The 24,585-nt window shown below is 69.0% G+C and carries 22 protein-coding genes; 13 read left to right on the plus strand and 9 right to left on the minus strand.

Going from position 1 to position 24,585, the window contains the following annotated elements; translation table 11 throughout:
* The first annotated feature begins 127 nt into the window (after positions 1–127).
* The gene (gene aceE / locus AB5L97_RS15660) at positions 128–2,848 is read left to right on the plus strand and encodes a pyruvate dehydrogenase (acetyl-transferring), homodimeric type (protein ID WP_369047461.1); all 2,721 of its coding nucleotides are present in this window, start codon (positions 128–130) and stop codon (positions 2,846–2,848) included.
* 131 nt (positions 2,849–2,979) lie between these two features.
* Here the strand turns inward: aceE and AB5L97_RS15665 are convergent, their stop codons facing one another.
* The 4 genes from AB5L97_RS15665 to AB5L97_RS15680 form a co-directional block, all read right to left on the minus strand.
* Complete coding sequence (locus AB5L97_RS15665; protein WP_369045350.1) at positions 2,980–3,414, minus strand: hypothetical protein; 435 nt, start codon at positions 3,412–3,414, stop codon at positions 2,980–2,982.
* Positions 3,415–3,549: 135 nt separating this feature from the next.
* A complete protein-coding gene (locus AB5L97_RS15670; protein WP_307955776.1) occupies positions 3,550–3,741 on the minus strand; it encodes a hypothetical protein in 192 nt (63 codons plus the stop codon).
* A gap of 198 nt (positions 3,742–3,939) precedes the next feature.
* Positions 3,940–4,449, minus strand: coding sequence for a MarR family winged helix-turn-helix transcriptional regulator (locus tag AB5L97_RS15675; protein WP_369045351.1), 510 nt, complete (start codon positions 4,447–4,449; stop codon positions 3,940–3,942).
* A gap of 198 nt (positions 4,450–4,647) precedes the next feature.
* Positions 4,648–6,837, minus strand: coding sequence for an MMPL family transporter (locus AB5L97_RS15680; RefSeq protein WP_369045352.1), 2,190 nt, complete (start codon positions 6,835–6,837; stop codon positions 4,648–4,650).
* A gap of 406 nt (positions 6,838–7,243) precedes the next feature.
* Here AB5L97_RS15680 and ribB point away from each other — a divergent pair, with 406 nt between their 5' ends.
* From ribB to AB5L97_RS15700, 4 genes are read left to right on the plus strand one after another with little or no spacing between them, the layout of a single operon-like run.
* Entirely contained in the window at positions 7,244–7,885 is a 642-nt protein-coding gene (ribB, locus tag AB5L97_RS15685) for a 3,4-dihydroxy-2-butanone-4-phosphate synthase (RefSeq protein WP_307955779.1), read from the plus strand.
* Positions 7,885–9,117: a lysophospholipid acyltransferase family protein gene (locus AB5L97_RS15690; protein ID WP_369045353.1), complete on the plus strand. Its 1,233-nt coding sequence runs from the start codon at positions 7,885–7,887 to the stop codon at positions 9,115–9,117. The genes ribB and AB5L97_RS15690 overlap by 1 nt, the downstream gene beginning before the upstream one ends.
* Positions 9,118–9,747 (plus strand): hypothetical protein, encoded by a 630-nt coding sequence (locus AB5L97_RS15695; RefSeq protein ID WP_307955781.1) that lies wholly within the window; start codon positions 9,118–9,120, stop codon positions 9,745–9,747.
* Complete coding sequence (locus AB5L97_RS15700; RefSeq protein WP_307955782.1) at positions 9,740–10,159, plus strand: SRPBCC family protein; 420 nt, start codon at positions 9,740–9,742, stop codon at positions 10,157–10,159. Before AB5L97_RS15695 ends, AB5L97_RS15700 begins: the two co-directional genes overlap by 8 nt.
* A 298-nt stretch (positions 10,160–10,457) precedes the next feature.
* Here the strand turns inward: AB5L97_RS15700 and AB5L97_RS15705 are convergent, their stop codons facing one another.
* Positions 10,458–11,213 (minus strand): IclR family transcriptional regulator, encoded by a 756-nt coding sequence (locus AB5L97_RS15705; protein ID WP_369045354.1) that lies wholly within the window; start codon positions 11,211–11,213, stop codon positions 10,458–10,460.
* A gap of 203 nt (positions 11,214–11,416) precedes the next feature.
* Between AB5L97_RS15705 and AB5L97_RS15710 the strand changes: the two genes are divergently transcribed.
* From AB5L97_RS15710 to AB5L97_RS15725, 4 genes are all read left to right on the plus strand, one after another.
* Positions 11,417–12,799, plus strand: coding sequence for an NAD(P)-dependent malic enzyme (locus AB5L97_RS15710; RefSeq protein ID WP_307955784.1), 1,383 nt, complete (start codon positions 11,417–11,419; stop codon positions 12,797–12,799).
* Between the two features lie 67 nt (positions 12,800–12,866).
* Positions 12,867–14,465: a malate synthase A gene (gene aceB / locus AB5L97_RS15715; RefSeq protein WP_369045355.1), complete on the plus strand. Its 1,599-nt coding sequence runs from the start codon at positions 12,867–12,869 to the stop codon at positions 14,463–14,465.
* A 20-nt stretch (positions 14,466–14,485) separates the two neighbouring features.
* The gene (locus tag AB5L97_RS15720; protein ID WP_423246860.1) at positions 14,486–15,802 is read left to right on the plus strand and encodes a DUF6986 family protein; all 1,317 of its coding nucleotides are present in this window, start codon (positions 14,486–14,488) and stop codon (positions 15,800–15,802) included.
* 15 nt (positions 15,803–15,817) lie between these two features.
* Positions 15,818–16,648: a bifunctional allantoicase/(S)-ureidoglycine aminohydrolase gene (locus tag AB5L97_RS15725; protein WP_369045357.1), complete on the plus strand. Its 831-nt coding sequence runs from the start codon at positions 15,818–15,820 to the stop codon at positions 16,646–16,648.
* Between the two features lie 13 nt (positions 16,649–16,661).
* Here the strand turns inward: AB5L97_RS15725 and AB5L97_RS15730 are convergent, their stop codons facing one another.
* The 3 genes from AB5L97_RS15730 to AB5L97_RS15740 all read right to left on the minus strand — a co-directional run bounded on the left by AB5L97_RS15730 (position 16,662) and on the right by AB5L97_RS15740 (position 18,822).
* On the minus strand, positions 16,662–17,162 hold the full coding sequence (locus tag AB5L97_RS15730; protein ID WP_369045358.1) for a hypothetical protein: 501 nt from the start codon (positions 17,160–17,162) through the stop codon (positions 16,662–16,664).
* Between the two features lie 128 nt (positions 17,163–17,290).
* Complete coding sequence (locus tag AB5L97_RS15735) at positions 17,291–17,896, minus strand: FMN-binding negative transcriptional regulator (protein WP_369045359.1); 606 nt, start codon at positions 17,894–17,896, stop codon at positions 17,291–17,293.
* Complete coding sequence (locus tag AB5L97_RS15740) at positions 17,896–18,822, minus strand: DMT family transporter (protein WP_369045360.1); 927 nt, start codon at positions 18,820–18,822, stop codon at positions 17,896–17,898. The genes AB5L97_RS15735 and AB5L97_RS15740 overlap by 1 nt, the downstream gene beginning before the upstream one ends.
* Between AB5L97_RS15740 and AB5L97_RS15745 the strand changes: the two genes are divergently transcribed.
* Positions 18,821–20,230, plus strand: coding sequence for a PLP-dependent aminotransferase family protein (locus AB5L97_RS15745; RefSeq protein ID WP_369045361.1), 1,410 nt, complete (start codon positions 18,821–18,823; stop codon positions 20,228–20,230). The two genes, AB5L97_RS15740 and AB5L97_RS15745, sit on opposite strands and share 2 nt — an antisense overlap.
* A 118-nt stretch (positions 20,231–20,348) precedes the next feature.
* On the opposite strand, the gene AB5L97_RS15750 is transcribed toward AB5L97_RS15745, so the two are convergent.
* The gene (locus tag AB5L97_RS15750; protein ID WP_307955792.1) at positions 20,349–20,675 is read right to left on the minus strand and encodes a hypothetical protein; all 327 of its coding nucleotides are present in this window, start codon (positions 20,673–20,675) and stop codon (positions 20,349–20,351) included.
* A gap of 156 nt (positions 20,676–20,831) precedes the next feature.
* Here AB5L97_RS15750 and AB5L97_RS15755 point away from each other — a divergent pair, with 156 nt between their 5' ends.
* The 3 genes from AB5L97_RS15755 to gcl all read left to right on the plus strand — a co-directional run bounded on the left by AB5L97_RS15755 (position 20,832) and on the right by gcl (position 24,579).
* On the plus strand, positions 20,832–21,623 hold the full coding sequence (locus AB5L97_RS15755) for a hydroxypyruvate isomerase family protein (RefSeq protein WP_369045362.1): 792 nt from the start codon (positions 20,832–20,834) through the stop codon (positions 21,621–21,623).
* A gap of 45 nt (positions 21,624–21,668) precedes the next feature.
* Entirely contained in the window at positions 21,669–22,583 is a 915-nt protein-coding gene (locus tag AB5L97_RS15760; protein WP_369045363.1) for a 2-hydroxy-3-oxopropionate reductase, read from the plus strand.
* 205 nt (positions 22,584–22,788) lie between these two features.
* Positions 22,789–24,579 (plus strand): glyoxylate carboligase, encoded by a 1,791-nt coding sequence (gcl, locus tag AB5L97_RS15765; protein ID WP_369045365.1) that lies wholly within the window; start codon positions 22,789–22,791, stop codon positions 24,577–24,579.
* The last annotated feature ends 6 nt before the right edge of the window (positions 24,580–24,585 follow it).

The following is a 24,585-nucleotide window of genomic DNA, read 5'->3' on the forward strand; positions in this document are numbered from 1 at the left end:
TTCCATATTACGGAAGCAATAGTTCCCGGCGTGCAGCGAACCTGCACGCGGAAGGAGGACGGCCGTGCTCATTGGAGGGCCTACCCAGCAGTTCCTCGGCAGCCAGGCCCTCGGCAGCGGTGCCCCCATGGACCGCGACCCTGAGGAGACCGCCGAGTGGATCGAGTCCTTCGACTCGCTCGTGGAACGGCAGGGCACGCAGCGTGCCCAGTTCATGGTCCAGAGCATCCTGCAGCGGGCCGGTGCGCAGAGCGTCGGCGTGCCGATGGTCCACACCACCGACTACGTGAACACGATCGCCGCCGACCAAGAGCCCGAGTACCCGGGCGACGAGGACGTCGAGCGCCGGTTCCGGGCGTGGATGCGCTGGAACGCCGCGGTGCTCGTCCATCGCGCGCAGCGGCCCGGCGTCGGCGTCGGCGGCCACATCTCGACCTACGCGGGAGCGGCGACGCTCTACGAGGTGGGCTTCAACCACTTCTTCCGCGGCAAGGACCACCCAGGCGGCGGCGACCAGGTCTTCTTCCAGGGCCATGCCTCCCCGGGCATGTACGCCCGCGCCTTCATGGAGGGCCGGCTCACCGAGGAGGATCTCGACGGGTTCAGGCAGGAGAAGTCCAAGGAAGGCCACGCCCTCTCCTCATACCCGCACCCACGGCTCATGCCCGAATTCTGGGAGTTCCCGACCGTATCCATGGGCATCGGGCCCATGAACGCCATCTACCAGGCCCAGTCCAACCGCTATCTGCACAACCGCGGGATCAAGGACACCTCGGACCAGCACGTGTGGGCGTTCCTCGGCGACGGCGAGATGGACGAGCCCGAGAGCCGCGGCCTGCTCCAGCTCGCGGCCAACGAGAACCTCGACAACCTCACGTTCGTGATCAACTGCAACCTCCAGCGCCTCGACGGCCCGGTGCGCGGCAACGGCAAGATCATCCAGGAACTCGAGGCCTTCTTCCGGGGCGCGGGGTGGAACGTCATCAAGGTGGTGTGGGGCAGGGAGTGGGACTCGCTGCTCGAGCGGGACCGCGCGGGGCATCTCATCCGGCTCATGAACGAGACGCTCGACGGCGACTACCAGACCTACAAGACCGAGAATGGTGGATTCGTCCGCGACCACTTCTTCGGCAGGATGCCCGAGACCAAGGAGCTCGTCGCGGACTACACCGACGAGCAGATCTGGAACCTCAAGCGCGGCGGCCACGACTACCACAAGGTCTTCGCGGCGTACCGCGCGGCGGTGTCCCATCAGGGCCAGCCCACCGTGATCCTCGCGAAGACCGTCAAGGGGTACGGCCTGGGTCCGCACTTCGAGGGCCGCAACGCGACCCACCAGATGAAGAAGATGACCCTGCAGGACCTCAAGGACTTCCGCGACCACCTGCGAATCCCGATCACTGATGGACAGCTCGAGGCCGATCCATACCTCCCGCCGTACTACCACCCCGGTCCGGACGCCCCCGAGATCCGGTACCTCCTCGAGCGCCGTGCTGCGCTCGGCGGCGCGGTGCCGGAACGGCGGAAGGCGCACCGCGCCGTCGTGCTTCCGGCCTCGAAGTCCTACGAGGTGGCCAAGCGCGGCTCTGGGAAGCAGCAGGCCGCGACGACGATGTCCTTCGTGCGGCTGCTCAAGGACCTCCTGCGGGATGCGGAGTTCGGGAGGCGCATCGTGCCGATCGTCCCGGACGAGAGCCGCACCTTCGGGATGGACGCGTTCTTCCCGACCGCGAAGATCTACAACCCCAAGGGCCAGAACTACCTGTCCGTGGACCGCGACCTCGTCCTCGCGTACAAGGAATCGCCAGAGGGGCAGATCCTCCACGCCGGCATCAACGAGGCGGGCTCCATCGCGGCGTTCACCGCGGCCGGAACCTCGTACGCGACGCACGGCGAGCCGCTCGTTCCGGTGTACGTGTTCTACTCCATGTTCGGCTTCCAGCGCACGGGCGACTCCTTCTGGGCCGCCGGCGACCAGATGGCCCGCGGATTCATCATCGGCGCAACCGCCGGCCGCACCACCCTGACCGGCGAGGGCCTCCAGCATGCCGACGGCCACTCTCCCCTGCTCGCGGCGACCAACCCCGCCGTCGTGACCTACGATCCCGCCTACGGGTACGAGATCGGCCACATTGTGCGGGCCGGGCTCGAGCGCATGTATGGCGGTTCCGCTGCTGATCCGAACGTCATGTACTACCTGACCGTCTACAACGAGCCGATCGTCCAGCCCGCCGAGCCGGAAGGGCTCGATGTGGAAGCGCTGCTGAAGGGGATGTACCGGCTTCCCGCTCCCACGGTCGACGACGTGCCCGCCTTCGCTCGCCTCGGCGCCGATGCTCCCCGCGCGCAGCTGCTCGCGTCGGGCGTCGCGGTGCCGTGGGCCCTCGAGGCGCGCCGGATCCTCGCCGAGGACTGGAGCGTGGCCGCGGACGTGTGGAGCGTGACGTCGTGGACGGAGCTGCGCCGCGAGGGGCTCTCGGCCGAGGAACACTCGTTCGTGCACCCCGAGCTCGAGGCCCCGGTCCCCTTCGTGACGCAGCAGCTTGCGGACGCCCGCGGGCCCGTCGTGGCCGTGAGCGACTACAACAAGTCCGTGCCGGACCAGATCAGGCAGTTCGTGCCCCGCGACTACGCGGTACTCGGCGCTGATGGCTTCGGATTCTCCGATACCCGCGCCGCGGCGCGCCGGTTCTTCAGGATCGACGCGCATTCCGTGGTGGTCCGGGCCCTCCAGGAGCTCGCCCGCCGCGGTGAGGTGCGGGCCGACGCCCCGCGGGAGGCGATCGCCATGTACCGGCTGCTCGAGATCACCGCCGGCACGACAGGTACCACGGGCGGCGACCGCTAGCGCTGTTCCTTCCGCCCGCTGTTCCTTCCCGCACAGCCCCTTCCACGCCCAGCTCCCCATCGCGCATTGAGGGCCCTGCTCCAGGCGGGGCCCTCCGTGGAGTGACGGTCAGCTGCGAGCTGCGCTCGTACTCAGCTGCGCTTGCCGAGTCCGGCGGCGGCGCGGCCGAGCGCGACGATCTGGGCGATGATGCCGATGAACGAGCCCGCGATGCCGATCACGAGCAGGATCCTCGCGACGAGCGCCCAGTCGAACGAGCTGCCCGAGAAGTCGAACGGGAAGACGTCCCAGATGCGGAACGCGGCCACAATCCCGAAGATGAGCACCACGATCTCGCCGAGTGCTCTCAGGAGCGGCATGCCGGCGATCAGATAGACCGCGTTGGCCGCGAGGCCCGCGATCCACGCCGCATTGACGGCTCCCATGACCTGGGATGTGCTCGGGGTCAGGAACGGCACTATCGACCAGCCCGGCCACACGTTGGCCAAGTAGAGCAGCGCCGCGTTGACGATGATCCCCGGTACCGCACCCTCGCGCCCCGTGCGCACCCGTTGCCTGCGTGCCATGCCTCCATGACACACGTCCGGGGGCCGCCTCCGCGAGAGCCTTTCGTCCCGCGTGCGCGAGAAGCGACGACGGCCCCGCCTCCTCACGGAGTCGGGACCGTCGGTGCCGTACCGGCCGGAGGCCGGTCTCTGGGGTCAGCGGGCGATGAACCAGTTCAGCACGGGGATGCGGGCTGCCCAGCCGCCTCGGTTCTCGTGGCGATCGGCGCGGACGGCGAAGTCGGGGTCGATGTGGGTGACCTTCGGGATGTAGCGTTCGGCTGGCGGCTGCGGGAGGACCGAGGCCTCCCCTGCGGATGGACGCGTGCTGGTCTTGGTGATGGACATCTCTCTCCCCTTTCCGGGCGCTTCACGAAGTGGTCATTCTCATCAAGGATCCGTTTGCATTTCGCAGAACGGAAAAACTTTCTTGATATATGAAATTCTAAAGGGATACCAAGCTGACGGTCAAGGGTATCGTCGACACGTGCCGGTGGTAGAGAAGCAGCAGGAAGCGGCCACGAAGGCCGCTTGCCCGGCGGAGTCCTAGTCTTCGGCGCGCTTGGCGGAGAAGCGGCGCTCGAGGACCTCGGCGCTCGGCGTTCCGGCAAGGTACTTGCGGAGGGCGCGGCCGAGGACTGCCTGTTCTTCCCCGGTGAGGAGGGACGTCGCGTAGGAGTCCAGGTTCTCCTCGACGGCACGGAGCTGCGGGATGAGCTGCTTGGCCTCGGCGGCGACTCCCAGCTGGACCGCGCGCCGGTCGTGAGGAGACGACGACCGCTCGATGAGCCCGCGCTGGACGAGGACCTCCACGATCCGGCTCGGGCTTCCCGCCTCGCAGACGATGAGCTCACCGAGCGCACGCAGCGTCACAGGGCCGTACTCGTCCAGGACAAGCAGGATCTCCGCCTGCGACGGCGTCAGCTGGAGGTCCGCGAGCAGCCTCACCAGGGCTCGATTGCCTTCGCGCTGGGCAGCCAAGACGAGGTACCTGAGTTCCGTGGGAGCCAGGGCCGAGGCGTGGTCGCGTGGCGGTCGTCTGACGGTCGTCGTCATGGGAGGTCCTGCAGGGTCAGGGGCCGGACCGGGCCGGCGCGGTATGGGGCGGACGTTGTCGAGAACGATAGCATGTCATCGGTTTCGGGACTGGGTGCCGCGCCCGCGGTTATCGGCTGTCGGTGGGGGCAGGGACGGCTTTCGCCCTCCCCGCCCCTCCGTCGTCGCGCCCTTGTCAGGTGCCCGATGCGCCGGACGTCAGCGAGCGCCTGCAAGCTCCGGCGCCGGAGCGCCGTCGTGCGCTGGATGGCCGGCCGGGGCGCGCCCCAGGACGCGAGGCCCGACGACGCGCAGGATCGCGGGCATGATGAACATCCGCACCACGAGGGCGTCGAGGATGACCGCAATCGCCAGGCCGAAGCCGATCTCCCGGACGATGCTGATCTGCGCCGAGGAGAACGATACGAACACCGCGACCATGATCACGGCGGCGCTGTTGATCATCGATCGTGTTGCCCGAACACCGGTGGTCACGGCTTCGTGGAAGGCGATGCCGCTCCGGTAGGCCTCGACGATGCGCGAGATGATGATGACCATGTAGTCCATCGACAGCCCGAACATCACCGCGAACAGCAGAATCGGCGTGACAGAGTTCAACGGTGCGCTCCCGCCGAGGGAGAGCAGACCTGTCAGCAGGCCCAGCGACGCGAGCACGACGAGCGAGTTGAAGCCGAGCGCGAGCAGCGGCAGCAGGAAGGACCGGAAGGCGAACGCCAGCATCACGAAGGTCAGGATCACGACGAGGCCTGCGATGAGCGGGATGGAGCTCACGAGGGTCTGGTCGAAGTCGAAGCCCTGGGCCGTGGCCCCCGTGACGCGGACTGTGTAGGGGGCGGGGGCCGCGGCACCGTCGGCCCTGAAGTCCTTCACCAGCTCGTGCGCGCGGACGGAGTCCGGGCCCTCGACCGTATCAACGAGGATCCGCGTGGTGATCTGGCCGTCCCGCTCGCTCCAGAGGCTCTTGAGGGCCGCGGCCGCGGTCGGGTCGGAGAGTGCCGCCTTGACCTGGGCCGGGGTGGCCCCCGTCGAGGTCACCGAGGTGACGCTCGCAACACCGGCCTTCGCCTTGGCCGACGACGTCAGGCTCTCGACGCGCTCAGCCACTGCCTGCGTCCCCGTTCCGGACGGTGCGTTCACGACGATCTGGATCGGGAAGAGGCCCTCATGCCCGATGTTGCGGTCGATGACCTCGAGCCCCTGGCGCGCGGGATCACTCGCGGGGAGAATCGTCGCGCTGGCCACGGGGGACTGCAGGGAGATGCTCAGGACGGGCAGGGCGGCCAGGAGCATGGCAGCCACGCCGACGAGTCCTACGAGGCCGGGACGACGGCCGCCGGCGAGGGTCCGACGACCGGCAGGGGCCGCAGCCGGGCGTCCCCAGCCGAAGGGCAGCTTGATCGTGCCCCAGTTGATCCGGCCCCCGAGGAGCTTCAGTGCCGCGGGAAGGACCGTGACGCTCAGGCCGATGGCCACGAGCGTCACGAGGACGCCGCCGAGCGCGATGCTCGTGAAGGCCATGACGTTCGGGATGAAGAGGGCTACGAGCGCCACAGCGACCGCGATACCGCTGAAGACAACGCTGCGACCGGCCGTCTGCGTCGCCGTCTCGAGTGCGGCGACGGTGTCCTTGCCGGCGGAGAGTTCGTCGCGGTACCGCTTGATGATGAACAACGAGTAGTCGACGGCGACCGCGAGGCCAATCATCGAGACGATGTTCGAGTAGAGGATCGAGATGTCGGTGAAGCGCGTCGCCACGTATCCGAGGGCGCTCGCGACCGCGAGGGCGGTTCCCGCCATGAGCAGCGGAACGAGCGTAGCGACGATGGACCGGAACACGAGAAGCAGGACGATGATGAGGAACGGGAAGACGATCATCTCCGCCCGCGTGGCGTCCTCCTTCGAGTGCACATTGAGCTGGTAGTCGAGCGCGGGCTGGCCCGTCACATAGACCTGGGTGCCAGCGAGCTTGCCGTCAAGCGAGCGCTGCAGATCGGGGACCTTGTTCTGAACCGTCGTGTTGTCGCCCCCGAAGCCCGCGACGATGACCGCGGTCTTCCGGTCACCCGAGAGGAACTTGGGGTTCTGGGCCGGTCCAGTGACCGTGGACGCGCCGGCATCCTCGAGCACGGTGACGAGCGGAGCGAGGCTGCCAGCGTCCTGGGCCGCCTTCGAGTCGACGGCCACGATGACCTGGTTCGGGCGATCGCCGAACGCCTTCTCGACGTCGGCCTGGGTCGTGAGTGCCTCGGCGCGCGGGTTGGTGAACCCACCGGCCGAAAGGGCGCCGTCAAGCTGGATGGCGCCGGCCGCGGAGAGGAGGAAGACGATGATCCAGCCTGTGATGACCGTCCACGGACGGGCGATGGAAAAGCGGGTGACACGGTTCATGTGAGTGGCCTGTCGATGGTCGGGACCAGATTAGGTAACACGACATGCATGTTGCATCATCTATCAGCCCGGCGTCAACCGTCGTGGATCAGTCCGGGCACGGCCCACGGCCGCGCCAAAACCCTTCGCGCCCTGCATCACGGGAGCCCTGCACAAATAAGCCGGGCTGCGCGGAGAGAATTGTGGCGCAATTCACATTTCGACCCGAGTGCAAATTCCGGGGTCTCGCAACGAAGGGGCAAGGACTCGGTGAACCGTACGTGAAGGTTTTCCTCCAGCGTTGACAGGGACAATTCGCGTGATACAACATCAATGTTGGATCACCTAGTGGTCCCGCCCGGTTTTCCGGCGTTGATGTTACCCCTGCCGTGCATGATCCGGGTTCCCCAGACCGAAGGAATTTGCCGTGACGCTTTACGCTGACTCTCCCACCAGCACCATTACCCTCGCATCCGCCGAGGCCGCCATCAATGCCATTTCCCGCGGGGAAATGGTGGTGGTTGTGGATGACGAGAATCGCGAAAATGAAGGCGATCTTGTCGTAGCGGCCGAATACGCAACTGCAAATGTCATCAATTTCATGATCACGCACGGAAGGGGCCTCGTCTGCATGTCCGTGACCCCCGAGCGTGCGGCCTCACTCGCCCTCCCGCCCATGGTGGAGCGCAACGAGGACTCGATGGGCACAGCGTTCACGGTCAGCATCGACGGCACCCGCGCCAACGGCGTCACAACGGGCATCTCGGCCCCCGAGCGCGCCCGGACGATCGAACTCGCGCTCACCGGCAAGGCCGGCGACCTTGTCCGCCCGGGACACGTCTTCCCCCTCATCGCCCGTCCGGGCGGAGTCCTCGAGCGCCAGGGCCACACCGAGGCCTCTGTCGACCTCGCGCGGCTCGCGGGGTGCCGCCCGGCCGGCGTCATCGTCGAGATCATCGGCGACGACGGCGAGATGCTCCGCCTTGCGGACCTCGTCGAATTCTCCGCGAAGCACGGGCTCCTCCTCACAAGCATCGAACTCCTTCACGACTACCTCGCGGGGGCGTAGTGGAGGCGAGAACCGCTATCCGCGCCCTGACGTTCACGTGGGGTGAGCGCCAGGTCCTCAAACGCATGGGCTCCATCGAAGGCCTCGAGAACATTCCGGCAAGCGGGCCGTTTGTCCTCGCTCCCAACCATTCAAGCTACTTTGACCATTACGTCGTCGAGTTCCTGGTCAATGCCGTTCGCGGCAACCCCACCTGGTTCCTCACGAAGGCCGAGAGCTTCGAGCGGCCGCTGAGCAGAGTCTGGACCGAGGCATGGTACGGGATCCCGGTCGACCGCGACCGGCCGAGCCCCACGACGATCCGCGAGGTGCAGCGCGTGCTCTCGCACGGTCACTGCCTCTGCGTGTACCCGGAAGGGACGAGGGGCGACGGCGTCGAGCTGCTCCCGTTCAAGGCCGGAGCCTTCCGCTTCGCCCTGAGCGCGGGGGTACCCGTGGTCCCCCTCGGCATGGTCGGGACGAGTTCGGTACTGCCGCGCGGTGCTCGGCGCCTCCGGAACACCCAGGTGCATGTGGCGTTCGGCCGTCCTCTCGAGCAGGCCACCGAAGGGACAAAGCAGGCGCGGTCCGAGCAGCTCGCCATCTCCTCGCGTGAGGCCATCGAGGAGCTGATCGGCCGGGCGGCGGCGAACGCCTCCGGTGCCCGGGACACCGAGCTAGCCGCGCGCGGCGCTGCACTCGTCGATGCCCTCATCACCGACGGCTTCGACACCGCCGGGCGGCTCGCCGCCGGGCGGCTCGCCGCCGGGACGCGCCGGCGTCTTACGTACCTCACGGCGCTCTACCGACGAACGGCACCCGACCATCCGGACCTCAACGCGCAACGCGTCCGCCTTCTCGGCCTCTCGGCGCTCGAAGCCCCTCTGCCCCTCAAGCTCGGCTACGCGATGCAAGTTCGTCGCGGCGCCGAGCATGTGCTGACCAGCGTGCCGACCCACAAGGATGCGCACTACCTCATGGGACGCTGGCACCTCGGCTCCCCTGGCCTGCTCGGCGGGAGCACCTCGGCAGCCATCCAGCACTTCCAGGCTTCCGACGCGAGCTCACCTGAAGGCGACACGCGCGCGGTCGCTGCCCTGGGGGACGCGCTGGCCGCCGCGGGTCGCGACGCCGAGGCGGGCGAGGCCTACCGCCGAGTGCTCGCCGAGACCCCAGAAGATCACGCGCGCGCGGCCGGAAGGATCATGCGGGCGACGGAGTATCTTGGCCGGGCGAAGGAATTGGTGGCATAGGTGACCGCAATCCTGAAGACGTCGAGCGGCCACCTCATCGTGACCGAAGGCGCGGCGCGGCTGCTGTGGAGCCGCCGGGCGGACGGATCATGGCGACTTGCCCGGATCTGGCCGGACCGGCAGGAAAAGCAGGACATACTGCGGCACCTCGACGATGGGGGGTGCCTCCTGGTCCTCCTGGATGCCACGCCGACCGTGCTCACCGCCTTCCCGGACGAGCTCGACGACGTCGCGCTGGTCCGGGGCGACCGTGCCGACGAGTCCCTCGTCGACATCGCTGTCCCGTTCCTCGACTGGCTGCCCGAGCGCTACCGGCAGGAGGCGCGGAGATTCCAGGCCATCGCCGAGGCTCGGTCGGCAGAGGCGCCCGCCGTCCTGCAGGCGCCCCTCGCGGTGAGCCCGGAGTCCGCCTCCTACCCTACGGTGCGCTTCGCGGTGCGCAGCCGGGCCTACAGCGGGCACACGCCAGAGCAGCTGGCGGAGCTCGCGGACCACGTGTTCGGAGGACAGACCGACGACGCGGACCCGCGGGCCGCGCATTGGCTGACCCGTCTCATGCCGCTGCCCTGGGAGCGCACAGCCCGCTCGCTGCTAGGCACCCGTTCGATCGTAGGAGGAAGCCGTGTATAGCGGTCACATCACCATCGCCCATGACGCTGCGCCGATCCTTTCCGTGCTCACGGAGACATCGCGGATCGCTGCGTGGAACCCTGCCTTCAGCAGCTTCGAGGGTTCTGGACCGGCGGTTCTGGGCCATCCCTACCGGGTGATGGTCCGGGGCATCGCGAAGGCCGTCCTCCACTACACGCAGCTCGATCCGAACAGTGTCCGGTACACGATCTCGGGGATGGGCTCCACGGAAGAGGGAGAGTGGACGCTCGAGTCCGCTGACGGGGAAACTGCCGTCACCCACACGTTCAAGCACTCGGGTCCAATCCTGATGCTCATGCAGCCGGCGTTCACGCATGTGGCCGACTGGCGGCTTGAGCGGCTGCGGGACGAGGTGGAGAGGGCCTCGGCCGTCGGCGGCGCGACGTCCTGACTGGACGCCCTCGAAAGGATGTGGCCGCCCTGCTCTCCAGGGCGGCCACGCCTGCCTGTGCCTGCGGCCACGCCTGAACCCAACGGCCACGGCCTCAGGGGGAGACGTGAGGCCCGCGCCGGAAGCACGAGACCCCCCTCCTGCCGCCGACGTCGGGCCGTGTCGCGCCACACGGGGTGACCTCGGCGCCACACGGGGTGACCTCGGCGCCACACGGGGCGACCTCGACGCCACACGGGGCGACCTCGACGCCACACGGGGTGACCTCGGCGCCACACGGGGTGACCTCGACGAAGGGTCAGGCGCGGTTGAGTTCTGCCGAGATGTTGGCCGCGGCCTCGCGCAGGAGCGGGACTGCTCGTTCGCCGAAGGCCTCGTCGACGCGCGAGACGGGCCCCGAGACCGAGATTGCCGTGGGCGTCGGGGCGCCCGGCACGGCCATGGAGAAGCAGCGCACGCCGATCTCCTGCTCCTGCTCGTCGATCGCGTAGCCGCGCGCGCGGATCTTGTCGAGGTCGGACAGGAGCGAATCAATGTCGCCGATGCTGTAGGGGGTCGGAGTCGGCATGCCCTGGCGTGCCACGATCGAGCGGACCTGCTCGTCCTCGAGCTGGGCCAGGATCGCCTTGCCGACGCCGGTGTCGTGGGTGTGGGCGCGCCGCCCCACCTCGGTGAACATCCGCATCGCGTGGGGCGAGGGAACCTGGGCCACGTAGATGACCATGTCCGAGTCCAGGACCGCCATGTTGGACGTCTCCCCGAGCCGATCGACGAGCATCGTGAGCTGCGGCCGCGCTACCGCCCCGAGCTGCTTGTTCGCACCTTCGCCCAGACGGATGAGGCGGGGTCCCAGAGCGTAGCGGCGGTTCGGCAGCTGGCGCACGTAGCCGAGCGTGACGAGCGTCCGCAGGAGCCGGTGGATCGTGGGCAGCGGCAGTTCCGTCGAGGACGAGAGCTCGCTCAGAGTGACGTCACCGCCCGCGTCGGTGATGAGCTCGAGGAGCTCGAACACCCGCTCGACGGACTGGACGCCGCCCGATGACTTCTCTGCCATGTTCCCTCCTGAGGGGTTCCGCCGAGGCCGTACTTCGGCAAAAATTATCCGCATCCCGGAAACTAGCGGCATCCTCACGATACCGCAGCATGGGCGTCGCCGATAGACTCTCCCCGGCGGTTGTTTTTCCAAGATACAGAGAATAATATCCGTAGTACGGAAACTTGATCGAGGCGGACGCCTCCCGACCCAAGGACGATTCAATGGCGAGTCCCAGCCCAGGCAACTCCATCACCCTCCGCGTCGGAGCCCCGAGCCGCATCAGCATCACGAGCGAGCTCGCGGCCGCGGTGTCTGCCGCCGGCGCCCCCGTCACGGCGCTGGATGTGAGCGAGTCGCACCACGACGAGCTCGTCGTCGACATCACGTGCAACACGACGTCCGAGCAGCACGCCGAGGAGGTGGCTGCCGCCCTCGAAGCACTCGAGGGCGTGACCGTCCGCAAGGTCTCCGACCGCACCTTCCTCATGCACCTGGGCGGAAAGCTCGAAGTCGTCCCGAAGGTTCCCCTGCGCAACCGGGACGACCTCTCGCGCGCCTACACCCCCGGCGTCGCCCGCGTATGCCTCGCGATCGCCGCGAATCCCGAAGATGCCCGCCGCCTCACGGTCAAGCGCAACACCGTCGCCGTGGTCACCGACGGCACGGCGGTGCTCGGCCTCGGCGACATCGGGCCGGCCGCGGCGCTGCCCGTCATGGAAGGCAAGGCCGCGCTGTTCAAGCAGTTCGCCAACGTCGACGCGTGGCCGGTCTGCCTCGACACCAAGGACACCGAGGAGATCATCAGGATCGTCAAGGCGATCGCACCGGTCTACGGCGGGGTCAACCTCGAGGACATCGCGGCGCCGCGCTGCTTCGAGATCGAGGCCCGCCTGCGCGAGGAACTCGACATCCCGGTCTTCCATGACGACCAGCACGGCACGGCCATCGTGACCCTCGCCGCCCTCGTGAACGCGCTCAAGCTCGTGGGCAAGAAGATCGAGGACGTGCGCATCGTCGTCTCCGGCGTCGGCGCCGCGGGCAACGCGATCATCCAGCTCCTGCAGGCCCAGGGCGCGACAAACATCATCGCGTGCGACCGCAGGGGTGCGATTCACCGGGGCCAGGAGCTCACGGACGCACACCGCATCTGGATCGCGGAGAACACGAACCCCGAGGGGTTCTCCGGCACGCTCGTCGAGGCACTGAAGGGCTCGGACGTGTTCATCGGCGTCTCGGCCCCGAATCTCTTCGGGCCCGACGCGGTGGCCACGATGGCCGAGGACTCGATCGTCTTCGCCATGGCGAACCCCGATCCGGAGACGGACCCCGTCGCCGCCGCGGACCACGCCGCAGTCGTCGCCACGGGGCGAAGTGACTTCCCGAACCAGATCAACAACGTCCTCGCGTTCCCCGGGGTCTTCCGTGGCCTGCTCGACGCTGGCGTGGCTGACATCACGCCTGCGATGCTGGTGGCCGCAGCCCGGGCCATCGCCTCCCGCGTCTCCGACGAGGAGCTCAATGCGAGCTTCATCGTCCCGAGCGTCTTCGACCCGCACGTCGCCCAGGACGTGGCCGCGGCGATCGTGGCCGCGGCCAACGCCTAGACCCGACAGAGTGACACCAGGCCCAGGGAGACCTCGGGCGTCCTGGAGAAGAAGGAGAGTGAGCACCATGGCCATCACTGTGACCGACAAAGCGCCCATCGGGCGCGCCGACGAGATCCTCACCGACGAGGCGCTCGCCTTCGTCGAGGCCCTCCACGAGCGCTTCGCAGCGGAGCGCAACGCCCGGCTCGCGGCCCGCAAGGCCCGCCGCGACGAGGCGGCAAGCACGGGCAGGCTCGACTTCCTTCCCGAGACTGCGGACATCCGCGCGGGCGACTGGAAGGTCGCCGAGGCCCCGGAGCCCCTCCTCGACCGCCGCGTGGAGATGACGGGCCCCGCGAGCCCGGCCAAGATGGCCATCAATGCCCTCAACTCGGGCGCCAAGGTGTGGCTCGCCGACATGGAGGACGCCTCGAGCCCGCACTGGGCCAACGTGGTCGACTCCGTGCTCAACCTGCGCGACGCCGCGAAGGGCACGCTCTCGTACACCTCGCCCGAGGGCAAGGAGTACACGCTGCGCACGGACGCGCCGCTCGCCGTCGTGGTCACCCGCCCACGCGGCTGGCACATGGAGGAGCGCCACGTGACGGTCGACGGCGCGCCCGCCGTAGGCGCGCTCGTGGACTTCGGGCTGCACTTCTTCCACGTGGCCAAGCCCCTCATCGAGTCCGGCCGCGGCCCGTACTACTACCTCCCGAAGATGGAGAACCACCTCGAGGCGCGCCTCTGGAACGAGGTCTTCGTGTTCGCCCAGGACTACCTCGGCATCCCCCAGGGGTCCGTGCGTGCCACGGTGCTCATCGAGACGATCCCCGCCGCATTCGAGATGGACGAGATCCTCTACGAGCTCCGCGACCACGCCTCGGGCCTCAACGCCGGCCGCTGGGACTACCTCTTCAGCATCATCAAGTTCTTCCGCGATGCGGGCGAGAAGTTCACCCTCCCCGACCGTGCCTCAGTAGCCATGACGGCTCCGTTCATGCGCGCCTACACCGAGCTCCTCGTCAAGACGTGCCACCACCGCGGAGCATTCGCGATGGGCGGCATGGCCGCGTTCATCCCGAACCGCAAGGAGCCCGAGATCACGGCCGCCGCGATCGAGAAGATCCGCGCCGACAAGACCCGCGAGGCCACGGACGGCTTCGACGGCTCGTGGGTGGCTCACCCGGACCTCGTGGCGACGTGCCGGGAGGTCTTCGACGCAGTCCTCGGCACCAGGCCGAACCAGGTGGACCGCCAGCGCCCCGAGGTCACCGTGACGGCGGACCAGCTCCTGGACATCTCCTCCGCCGAGGGTCAGGCCACCGAGTCCGGCCTGCACCTCAACCTCTACGTCGCCGTCGCGTACACGGCCGTGTGGCTCTCGGGCAACGGTGCCGTCGCGATCCACAACCTCATGGAGGATGCCGCGACCGCGGAAATCTCGCGCTCCCAGGTGTGGCAGCAGATCAACAACCGGGTGGTCCTCACCGACACGGGCAACACCGTGACGCGCGAGCTCGTCGGGCAGATCCTCTCCGAAGAGACCGAGCGTCTGCGCGGCGAGGTCGACCCGACGGCGTTCTCGACGTTCTACGAGCCGGCGAGCCGCCTCATCGCGGACATCGTGCTCTCCGAGGACTACACGGACTTCCTCACCACCCCGGCCTACGAGCTGGTGGGCTGATGAGCGCGCCCCACGCGGAAATGGGTCCGCCGGCCAGCGTGTTCGGCGACGCCGACCTCGCCCGCATCGATGCCAGCCTCGCCGACACCGACCGGCTCCTCGCCGACGGGTACCCCGGCGATGCGGGGACACGCCAGCCCATCCACACGGTCTACGTGCCCGCGGACCGCTTCAGCCCGCAGCTCGCTGCGGACTGGGGCTCCGCGGCGCTCGCTGCCGCGGACGAAGCCGGCGGCATCGAGGCGCTGGCCCGCCGCGTGGGACTCGCCCCCGACCTTGCGGCGCAGGTCGCCCCACGCGTCGAGGCGAAACTGCGGCTCGAACCGATCGAGGACCTTCGCATCGACTTCGAGGACGGCTACCTCGCCCCGGGCAAGGCGGCCAGGTCAGGGGGTGACCCTGACGCCGTCGAGGACGCCGAGGCGGTCCTCGCCGCTGACCGGGTCCTCGCCGCCGCTGACGCCGGGAGCACGACGCCGTTCATCGGCATCCGCTTCAAGTGCTTCGAGGAGCCCACGCGTCGCCGTGGCCTCCGCACGCTCGAGCTCTTCGTGTCCCGGCTCGTCCAACGGCTCGGCCCAGCAGGCCTCCCGAAGGGCCTCATCCTCACGCTGCCCAAGGTCACCACGGTCGATCAGGTCAAGGCGATGGTGTTCGCCGTCGAACGCCTCGAATCCTCCTTGGGGCTGGCCCCGGGCCGTCTCGGCTTCGAGGTCCAGGTCGAGACGCCGCAGATCATCATCGGTCCCGACGGAACCCACCCCGTGGCCCAGCTCCCCCACATCGCGGACCAGCGCATCACCGCCCTGCACTACGGTACGTACGACTACTCGGCCTCGCTGCAGATCGCCGCGGCGTACCAGTCGATGGAACACCCCGCGGCAGACTTCGCCAAGGAAGTCATGCAGCTGGCCGTGGCCGGGACGGGCATCCGCCTCTCGGACGGCTCCACCAATGTGGTCCCGCTCGGCGACGCCGCCCAGCGCGAGGCTGCATGGGAGCTGCATGCCCGGCTCGTGCGCCGCTCCCTCGAGCGCGGTTACTACCAGGGCTGGGACCTGCACGCGCACCAGCTGCCCACCCGGTACATCGCCACGTACGCGTTCTACCGCGAGGGCCTCGGGGCCGCGACGACGCGCCTGCGCAACTACGTGGACCAGACCGTGGGCGCCGTCCTCGACGAGCCGGCCACGGCCCGCGCACTCGCCGCCTTCGTGCTGCGCGGCGTCCAATGCGGTGCGGTCGGTGCGGATGAGGTCCTCGCCTCAACCGGGCTCGGTGAGCCCGAGCTCACCCGCCTCGCCCACCCGCGCCTCGCGCACAGCACCCCGAACTGATCTAGGAGTCCCCCCATGGACAAGTACTACTACCCTGAAGGCGGCTTGCCGCCCCAGACGCACCTCACCACCGAGCGCGCCATCGTGACCGAGGCGTACACCGTCATCCCCAAGGGCGTCCTGACGGACATCGTCACGTCCAACCTGCCGGGCTTTACGAAGACGCGCTCCTGGATCATCGCCCGTCCCATCTCCGGGTTCGCCACGACGTTCTCCCAGCTCATCGTCGAGATCGCCCCCGGGGGCGGGGCCCCGAAGGCGGAGTTCGAGGCCGGCGTCGAAGGCGTCGTGTTCGTCGTCAAGGGCACCGTCAACCTGACCCTCAACGGCGAGCTTCACGAGCTCGGGGAGGGCGGCTACGCCTACCTCGCCGCGGGCGACGAGTGGGGCCTCGCGAACGTCTCCGACGAGATCGTCTCCTTCCACTGGATCCGGAAGGCCTACGAGCGGCTCCCGGGCTACGAGGCCAAGAGCTTCGTCACATCCGACGCCGAAGTGGCCCCGCGCGAGATGCCGGACGTCAACGGCGTCTGGAAGACCACGCGGTTCGCTGACCCCGACGACCTCGCGCACGACATGCACGTGAACATCGTGACGTTCCAGCCCGGCGGGGTCATTCCGTTCCCGGAGACCCACGTCATGGAGCACGGCCTGTACGTGCTGTCCGGCAAGGCCATGTACCTGCTCAACAACGACTGGGTCGAGGTCGAGGCCGGCGACTTCATGTGGCTGCGGGCCTTCTGTCCCCAGGCCTGCTACGCGGGCGGCCCCGGCGAGTTCCGCTACCTCCTCTACAAGGACGTCAACCGCCAGGTGAAGCTCACGGGGCAACCGCTCTCAGGGTGACCCGCGCGTTGGCTCACCGCGCACGACGGCGCGCACTCGCCGTCGTGCGCCCGTCCGCGCTCGCCTCGAGAACGCTCAGGCCCCGCCCGAACGACTGCGCGACCGGCCTCCCTCCGCTCCTACGGACCATCGCGCAGATCAGCCGCCCCATGAAGCCGCTGCCCACACGGTTCCACGCGATGTGGACGATGCTCCCGGCACCCTCCGGGCTGATCGTGGCGCTGACGTAGCTGCCCGGCTCCGAGAAATTGCTCGCCCTGACCGTCCAGCGCACGGTGTGCGGATCCGAGAAGTCGTACTCCTCGCGTGCCCACACCCTTCCTCCAGGGCCTTTGCTGCCCTCGCGGATCTCGGCGCACGTCGCTCCGACCGAGTAGACCTCGTAGAGCGACGGCTCGATCGCAGGCCACAGCTCGGGGCGGCGGGGCGAGAAGTCGAGGAGCGCGCTGCGGACGCTCTCGGGTGCCGCGGTGGTGTGGAGGTCGAATTCGACGGGTGCTGGGTCGGTGTTCATGAGTCCAGAATCCGTCGCCGGCCGGGGACTCGGCATCGCGCGATCGCGCTATCATTCAGTCCCGGTCATTCAGTCCTGGTCATTCAGTTCCGGTCATTCAGTCCCGAGACTTGATAGCGCAGCCCCCATCAGCGTTCCGGGTACACGCGCCGCATCTCGCCCGCGAGCGCGGGATTAGTCTCCTCGAGGTGGTCGATCACGTTCCGCACCACCTCGGGGTTCTTGTTCTGGCTGAGCTTGGCGCGCGCGTCGAACCGGGTCACACGGACGCGCAGCCCCGCAGTGCCCCTCGCGATCCGGCGCGTTCCGGCCTCGTCCTCGCCCAGATGCCGACCGCCCGCCCGGTGCTGCTCGAAGTGGTCGGTGAGCCGGCCGAGCATCTCGTAGTTCTCGTCGTCGGTGAGGATCTCGGGGACGCCGTAGAGGTGGGCCGTGACGTGGTTCCACGTCGGCACGAGGTCGCCCGGTGCGTACCAGCTGGGCGAGACGTAGTCGTGCGGGCCCTGGATGACGACGAGGATCTCGTGCTGCCCGAGCTCGTGGAGCTCGTCGTCGGGCCTGCCGAAGTGGCTCAGGATCGTGATGTCCTCCGCGTCCTCGTCCAGGAGCACGGGGTAGTGCGACGCGACGAGGCCGTTGCCCGTGGCCGAGACGAAGGTTGCCCAGGGGTGGTGCCGGATGAGGCGTTTGACCTCGTCCGGGTCTGTCATGAGGTAGCGCGGGGTGTATCGCATCAGGAGGGATCCCTTCGGCCGAGGCGGGTGCGGACGGCGAGTGCCGCGCACAGGATGACGGCAAGGCCGCCCATGACGGTGGCGGGCGTCAGCTGCTCGCCGAGGATCAGCGCGGCCCACAGGATGCTGAGCACCGGCTGGACGAGCTGGATCTGGCTCACCCGTGTCATCGGGCCGATCGCGAGGCCGCGGTACCACGCGAAGAAGCCCAGGAACATGCTGACGACCGCGAGGTAGGCGAAGGCAAGCCACTGGATCCCGGAGGCATTCGGCGGGTGCTCGGCCACCGAGACGGCGGTGAACACGGCCATGGGCGGTGCAGCCAGGACCAGCGCCCACGAGACGGTCTGCCACGAGCCTAGCTCGCGGGCGAGAATGCCTCCCTCGGCGTACCCGATCGCGGCGGCGGCCACGGCCCCGAAGAGCAGCAGGTCCGCCACGGTGAGCCCTCCGAGGCCGCGGCCTGTCAGCGCCGCGAAGACGACCGTAACCGCGGCGCCGAGGGCTGCGAGGACCCAGAACGACCGCGCGGGACGCTCTCGGCCGCGGAGCACCGCGGCGACGGCCGTCGCCGCCGGAAGCAGGCCGATGACGACGGCGCCGTGGCTCGCGGGCGCCGTCGTGAGCGCGTAGGAGCTCAGCAGCGGAAACCCGACGACGACGCCCGCAGCCACCACCAGCAGCCGCGCCCACTGCACCCCGGATGGCCAGCGCTCGCGGGCCATGAGGAGCGCGACTCCCGCGAGCGCCGCCGCGAGGACGGCCCGCGCCGACCCGATGAACAGGGGCGCGAGCGAACCGGCTGCGAGGCGGGTGAAGGGGACAGTGAAGGAGAAGGCGACGACGCCGATGGCGCCCCATCCCAAGCCCGATCGGGAGGGTAACGCTTGGCGATCCTTTACGATAACGCTACTATGTCCTGTCATGATCAACGATAGCACCGAGCGCATTGCGGCGGAATTGCGCACGTGGATCTCCAAGGCACCGGCAGGTGCCCGCGTCCCGTCGAACCGCGCGCTCTCGGCGCAGTACGGGGCAAGCCCTGTGACCGTCCAGAAGGCCATGAGCCGGCTCGCCTCCGCGGGCCTCATCGAGAGCCGCCCCGGGGTGGGGACGTTCGTGCGCGCCGCGCGCACAGTCCGTCCAGCCGACTACTCCTGGCAGACGGCGGCGCTCGGCGCACCGCCGTCGCGGATCCCCACGCTGTCCTCGACGCAGCGCGCCGTTGCCCCGGACGCGATCGCGCTGCACTCCGGCTACCCCGCGCGGGAGCTCCTTCCCGAGCGGCTCGTGCGCTCCGCGCTCGCCCGGGCGGCGCGGACCGACGCGGCGATGACACGCTCCCCCGCCGCAGGGATGCCGCAGCTCCAAGAATGGTTCGCTGGCGAGCTCGCGGAGGCGGGTCCGGTCGGCATTGCTCCCCCGACGGCGCGCGACGTCCTGATCCTCTCCGGCAGCCAGAGCGGGCTCAGCTCGATCTTCCGCGCGATCGTGGGACCGGGCCAGCCGCTGCTCATCGAGTCCCCGACGTATTGGGGCGCGATCCTCGCCGCAGCCCAGGCGGGGGTCACACTCGTCCCGATCCCGTCCGGGCCGGAGGGTCCCGCGGTTGACGACGTCGTGCGGGCATTCGACGAGACCGGGGCGAGGGCCTTCTACGCCCAGCCGACCTATGCCAACCCGAATGGTGCCCAGTGGCGGCCCGAACTCGGGCGCGCGGTGCTCGATGCCGTCCGCGAGCGCGGCGCCTTCCTCATCGAAGACGACTGGGCGCATGACCTGTCCATCGACTCGGACCCGCACCCGATCGCCGCCCGTGACGACGATGGCCACGTGGTATACCTCCGCTCGCTCACGAAGAGCGTCTCGCCCGCCCTGCGGGTCGCCGCGGCAGTGGCGAGGGGCCCGGCGCGCGAACGCATCCTCGCGGACCGCGCGGCGGAGTCCATGTACGTGTCCGGCCTGCTCCAGGCCGCAGCGCTTGACGTCGTGACCCAGCCCGCGTGGCACACGCACCTCCGTCGACTCCGCGATCAGCTCCGTGGCCGCCGCGACCTCCTGCTCGGCAGCCTCCAGCGCGAGGCACCCGAGGCTTATGTGGAGCGGACGCCCCTCGGCGGGCTGAACCTGTGGGCGCGGCTCCCGGACGGCACCGATGCCGATCTGTTGGCCAGGGTGTGCGAGACGCGGGGGCTGATCGTGGCGCCGGGCGCGGAATGGTTCCCGGGGGAGCCATCGGGCCCCCACATCCGGCTCAACTACTCGGGGCCGAACGCCGAGCGGTTCCCCGAGGCCGCCCGCATCCTCGGGGACGCGCTGCGCAGCCTCGGGTGATTTCCTCGGTCCCCGTCTGCGGGTTCGCTTGACCATGGGCACAGGATTGCGGCGCCGCCTGCGCGTGGCGGGCCGTCCCAACACGCGCGATGCGGGGTCACCTCCCCGCGATGCGGAGTCAGCCGCCCCGGCCAGACCCCTCGACGAGTTCTTCTGCCCCGTCATCTGCTGGGGCCGCGAGCGCAGCGTCGTCGACGGATTTCTCCCCGCTCCCGGTCGGCGCATCATGCTGGTTCTGGGGCCGCCAGCTCAAGTGGACTGCCACGCCGTCTGCCTGGCTCTCGCACCTCATCACGATGTCCTGCCCCAGCAGATGCTGGTGTTCAAGGTAGTCCCTGTCGAGCTTGGCGGCCTCGAGGAGGCGGTTGAGGGCGACGGCCATGGCGCGACCCCAGTCGTGCGGGTCCTTGCTCGAGGCATGCTCCGTCGCGGTGTAGGTCGTCATGGCTCCATACTGCCCAACTTGGGCGGACTCAACCAGAGTCCAGAGTCCCGGACGGTTTGGTATCCAATCTGGGTTGACCCAGCTCACACTCTGCCGCTAGACTTTCATTCAGAGAGAATTTTATTCCACTATTCGAAATTTGAAGGGAAGCCGACCATGACGTTCACGGTGAACTGTTCCATCCTCCTCACCGAGCTGCCGCTGCTCGAGCGCCCGGCGGCGGCGAAGGCCGCGGGTTTCGACGCGGTCGAGTTCTGGTGGCCGTTTGCGGAGGCCGTGCCCGCAGACAAGCATGTCGACGCGTTCGTCTCCGCGATCCGGGACGCCGGCGTCCAGCTCTCGGGCCTGAACTTCTTTGCCGGCGACATGCCGGCCGGGGACCGAGGCCTCGTCTCATGGACCGGCCGCGAGCGCGAGTTCCTGGACAACATCGACGTCGTCGTGGGCATCGCCGAGCGCACGGGCACCAAGGCCTTCAACGCCCTGTACGGCAACCGCCTCGACGGCGTGGCGCCCGGGGAGCAGGACGAGCTCGGCGTCGCCAACCTCGTCGCAGCGGCAGAGGGTGTGGGGCGGATCGGCGGCACCGTGCTGCTCGAGCCGGTCTCCGGCACTCCGGCCTACCCGCTCACGACGGCGGCGGACGCCCTCGCGGTCATCGCCAAGACCCAGGCGGCCGGCGTGGACAACGTCAAGCTCCTCGCCGACTTCTACCACCTCGCGGTCAACGGCGACGACGTCGCGGCCGTGATCGAGGAGCACGCCAAGGACTTCGGCCACATCCAGATCGCGGACAACCCCGGGCGCGGCGCTCCCGGCACCGGCACGCTCCCCCTCGGCGAGTGGATCTCCCGCTCGCGCGAGCTCGGCTACACGGGCTACATCGGCCTCGAATACAAGGCCCCCGCCGCCGACGCCTTCAACTGGGCCATCCGCCCCGTCGCCTGAGCACCAAGCACCAGCACGTACCCCAGCATTTCCCCAGGAGGACCAATGAGCAACGCATCCGCCAAGACCAACGCATCCGCCCAGACCAACGTTGCAGTCATCGGCCTCGGCATCATGGGCCTGCCCATGGCCGTCAACCTGGTCGAGGCCGGCCACACCGTCACGGGCTACAACCGCAGCGAGGACAAGGTCACCAAGCTCGTCGCGGAGGGCGGCCGGGGCGCATCGAGCATCGCCGACGCCGTCAAAGACGCCGAAGTCGTCATCACGATGGTCCCGGACTCCCCTGACGTCGAGGGCGTCGTCACCGGCAAGGACGGCGTGTTCGCCAACGCCCCGAAGGGCGCCGTGTGGATCGACGCGTCCTCGATCCGCCCGGACGTGGCGGTCCGTCTGGCCTCCCAGGCCCGCGAGGCGGGCCTCCGCCCGCTGGACGCCCCGGTCTCGGGCGGCGAGCAGGGCGCGATCGACGCGGTCCTGTCCATCATGGTCGGCGGCGAGAAGGCAGACTTCGACGACGCGCTCCCCATCCTCCAGGCGGTCGGCAAGACCATCGTGCACGTGGGACCCTCTGGCTCCGGCCAGACCGTCAAGGCCGCGAACCAGCTCATCGTCGCCGTCAACATCCAGGCGCTCTCCGAGGCGATCGTCTTCCTCGAAGCCTACGGCGTCGACACTGACGCAGCCCTCACGGTCCTCGGCGGCGGCCTCGCCGGCTCCAAGGTCCTGGACCAGAAGGGCCAGAAGATGCTCGACCGCAACTTCGACCCCGGCTTCCGCCTGGCCCTGCACAACAAGGACCTCGGCATCGTCACTTCCGCCGCCCGAGAGGCCGGCGTCGTGGTCCCGCTGGGCGCGGCGGTCGCCCAGCTCGTCACCGCCCTCGTCGCCCGCGGCGACGGCGGCCTCGACCACTCCGGCCTGTTCAAGCTCACCGCCGAGCTCTCCGGCAAGAACTAGCCTTCCGGCAAAAACTAGCCTTCGACGCACGACGGCGACCACTCGCCGTCGTGCGCCCCGCACCACTCACGCTGAACACACCTGCGGCGAGAGTGCCCACCCCACAGACAGCCGGCCCCGGGCGCGCAACCCCGGGGCCGGCCCACCACTTCCTCCGGCGACCCCTGCACCTGCACGGCGCCACCCTTTCTAAGGAGCATTCGACATGGCAAAGATGCGCACCGTCGACGCGATCGTGGCCATCCTGGCCAAGGAGGGCGCCACCGAGGCCTTCGGCCTGCCCGGCGCCGCGATCAACCCCCTGTACTCGGCCATGAAGGCCCATGGCGGCATCCGCCACACCCTCGCCCGCCACGTCGAGGGCGCCTCGCACATGGCGGACGGGTACTCCCGGGCCAAGGCCGGCAACATCGGCATCTGCCTCGGCACCTCGGGCCCCGCCGGAACGGACATGATCACCGGCCTGTACGCCGCCCAGGCAGACTCCATCCCGATGCTGTGCTTCACGGGCCAGGCGCCCGTGGCGAAGCTGCACAAGGAGGACTTCCAGGCCGTGGACATCGAGTCCATCGCCAAGCCGCTGACGAAGATGGCCATGACCATCCTCGAGCCCGGCCAGGTGCCCGGCGCCGTGCAGAAGGCGTTCGCGCTCATGCGCTCCGGCCGCCCGGGACCCGTGCTCCTGGACCTGCCGTTCGACGTGCAGATGGCGCAGATCGAGTTCGACATCGACGCCTACGAGCCCCTGCCCGCCGAGAAGCCCCGGGCCACCCGCCGGCAGGCCGAGAAGGCCCTCGACATGCTCACGGCCGCCGAGAAGCCGCTCATCGTGGCCGGCGGCGGCATCATCAACGCCGACGCCGCCGCGCAGCTGGTCGAGCTGGCCGAGACCCTGAACGTGCCAGTGGTCCCCACCCTCATGGGCTGGGGCGCGATCCCCGACGACCACCGCCTCATGGCCGGCATGGTGGGCCTGCAGACCTCCCACAGGTACGGCAACGCGACCTTCCTGGAGTCGGACTTCGTGATCGGGATCGGCAACCGCTGGGCCAACCGCCACACCGGCTCGGTGGACAAGTACACGGCCGGCCGCACGATCGTGCACGTGGACATCGAGCCGACCCAGATCGGGCGCGTGTTCTCCCCCGACTTCGGCATCGTCTCCGACGCCGGCGCGTTCCTCGACGCGATCCTCGAGGTGGCCCGCGAGCGCCAGGGCGCCGGAACGCTGCCCGACTACACGGCGTGGGCCCAGTCCGCCCAGGAGAAGCGCGGCCGCCTGCAGCGCAAGACGCACTACGACAACGTGCCCATGAAGCCGTTCCGCGTGTACGAGGAGATGAACAGGGCCTTCGGCCCGGACACCACGTACGTCACGACGATCGGCCTGTCCCAGATCGCGGGGGCCCAGCTCCTGCACGTGTTCGGCCCGCGCAAGTGGATCAATGCCGGCCAGGCCGGTCCGCTGGGCTGGACCGGGCCGGCCGCGCTCGGAGTGGTGCGCGGCAAGCCGGGCGAGACGGTCGTGGCGCTCTCGGGCGACTACGACTTCCAGTTCATGATCGAGGAGCTCGCGGTGGGCGCGCAGCACCACCTGCCGTACATCCACGTGGTGGTGAACAACTCGTACCTGGGGCTCATCCGCCAGTCGCAGCGCGGCTTCGAGATGGACTTCGAGGTCTCGCTCGCGTTCGACAACATCAACGCGGCGCCCGAGACCGGCAGGGCGGCGGGCTACGGCGTGGACCACGTCAAGGTGGCCGAGGGCCTCGGCTGCAAGGCCATCCGCGTGGAGCACCCGGACGATCTGGTCCCGGCCTTCGAGAAGGCCCGCGCGCTCATGGCCGAGTACCGGGTGCCCGTGGTCGTGGAGTGCATCCTCGAGCGCGTGACCAACATCGCGATGGGCACGGAACTGGACAACGTGACGGAGTTCGAGGAGCCCGCCGCGCGCCACGAGGATGCCCCGACCGCCATCCTGGCCCTGCGCGCCTGAGGCACG

The organism is Sinomonas sp. P10A9 (assembly GCF_041022165.1).
Taxonomy (GTDB): Bacteria; Actinomycetota; Actinomycetes; order Actinomycetales; family Micrococcaceae; genus Sinomonas; species Sinomonas puerhi.

Excerpts from the sequence above, each read along its gene's own strand:
- AB5L97_RS15665 (WP_369045350.1), bottom strand. The coding sequence starts at position 3,414 with ATGGCACGCAGGCAACGGGTGCGCACGGGGCGCGAGGGTGCGGTACCG.
- AB5L97_RS15745 (WP_369045361.1), top strand. The coding sequence starts at position 18,821 with ATGATCAACGATAGCACCGAGCGCATTGCGGCGGAATTGCGCACGTGG.
- AB5L97_RS15740 (WP_369045360.1), bottom strand. The coding sequence starts at position 18,822 with ATGACAGGACATAGTAGCGTTATCGTAAAGGATCGCCAAGCGTTACCC.
- aceB (WP_369045355.1), top strand. The coding sequence starts at position 12,867 with ATGGCCATCACTGTGACCGACAAAGCGCCCATCGGGCGCGCCGACGAG.
- AB5L97_RS15710 (WP_307955784.1), top strand. The coding sequence starts at position 11,417 with ATGGCGAGTCCCAGCCCAGGCAACTCCATCACCCTCCGCGTCGGAGCC.
- AB5L97_RS15720 (WP_423246860.1), top strand. The coding sequence starts at position 14,486 with ATGGGTCCGCCGGCCAGCGTGTTCGGCGACGCCGACCTCGCCCGCATC.
- AB5L97_RS15730 (WP_369045358.1), bottom strand. The coding sequence starts at position 17,162 with ATGAACACCGACCCAGCACCCGTCGAATTCGACCTCCACACCACCGCG.
- AB5L97_RS15680 (WP_369045352.1), bottom strand. The coding sequence starts at position 6,837 with ATGAACCGTGTCACCCGCTTTTCCATCGCCCGTCCGTGGACGGTCATC.
- AB5L97_RS15675 (WP_369045351.1), bottom strand. The coding sequence starts at position 4,449 with ATGACGACGACCGTCAGACGACCGCCACGCGACCACGCCTCGGCCCTG.
- aceE (WP_369047461.1), top strand. The coding sequence starts at position 128 with ATGGACCGCGACCCTGAGGAGACCGCCGAGTGGATCGAGTCCTTCGAC.
- AB5L97_RS15725 (WP_369045357.1), top strand. The coding sequence starts at position 15,818 with ATGGACAAGTACTACTACCCTGAAGGCGGCTTGCCGCCCCAGACGCAC.
- AB5L97_RS15755 (WP_369045362.1), top strand. The coding sequence starts at position 20,832 with ATGACGTTCACGGTGAACTGTTCCATCCTCCTCACCGAGCTGCCGCTG.
- AB5L97_RS15735 (WP_369045359.1), bottom strand. The coding sequence starts at position 17,896 with ATGCGATACACCCCGCGCTACCTCATGACAGACCCGGACGAGGTCAAA.
- AB5L97_RS15750 (WP_307955792.1), bottom strand. The coding sequence starts at position 20,675 with ATGACGACCTACACCGCGACGGAGCATGCCTCGAGCAAGGACCCGCAC.
- AB5L97_RS15760 (WP_369045363.1), top strand. The coding sequence starts at position 21,669 with ATGAGCAACGCATCCGCCAAGACCAACGCATCCGCCCAGACCAACGTT.
- AB5L97_RS15670 (WP_307955776.1), bottom strand. The coding sequence starts at position 3,741 with ATGTCCATCACCAAGACCAGCACGCGTCCATCCGCAGGGGAGGCCTCG.
- gcl (WP_369045365.1), top strand. The coding sequence starts at position 22,789 with ATGGCAAAGATGCGCACCGTCGACGCGATCGTGGCCATCCTGGCCAAG.
- AB5L97_RS15705 (WP_369045354.1), bottom strand. The coding sequence starts at position 11,213 with ATGGCAGAGAAGTCATCGGGCGGCGTCCAGTCCGTCGAGCGGGTGTTC.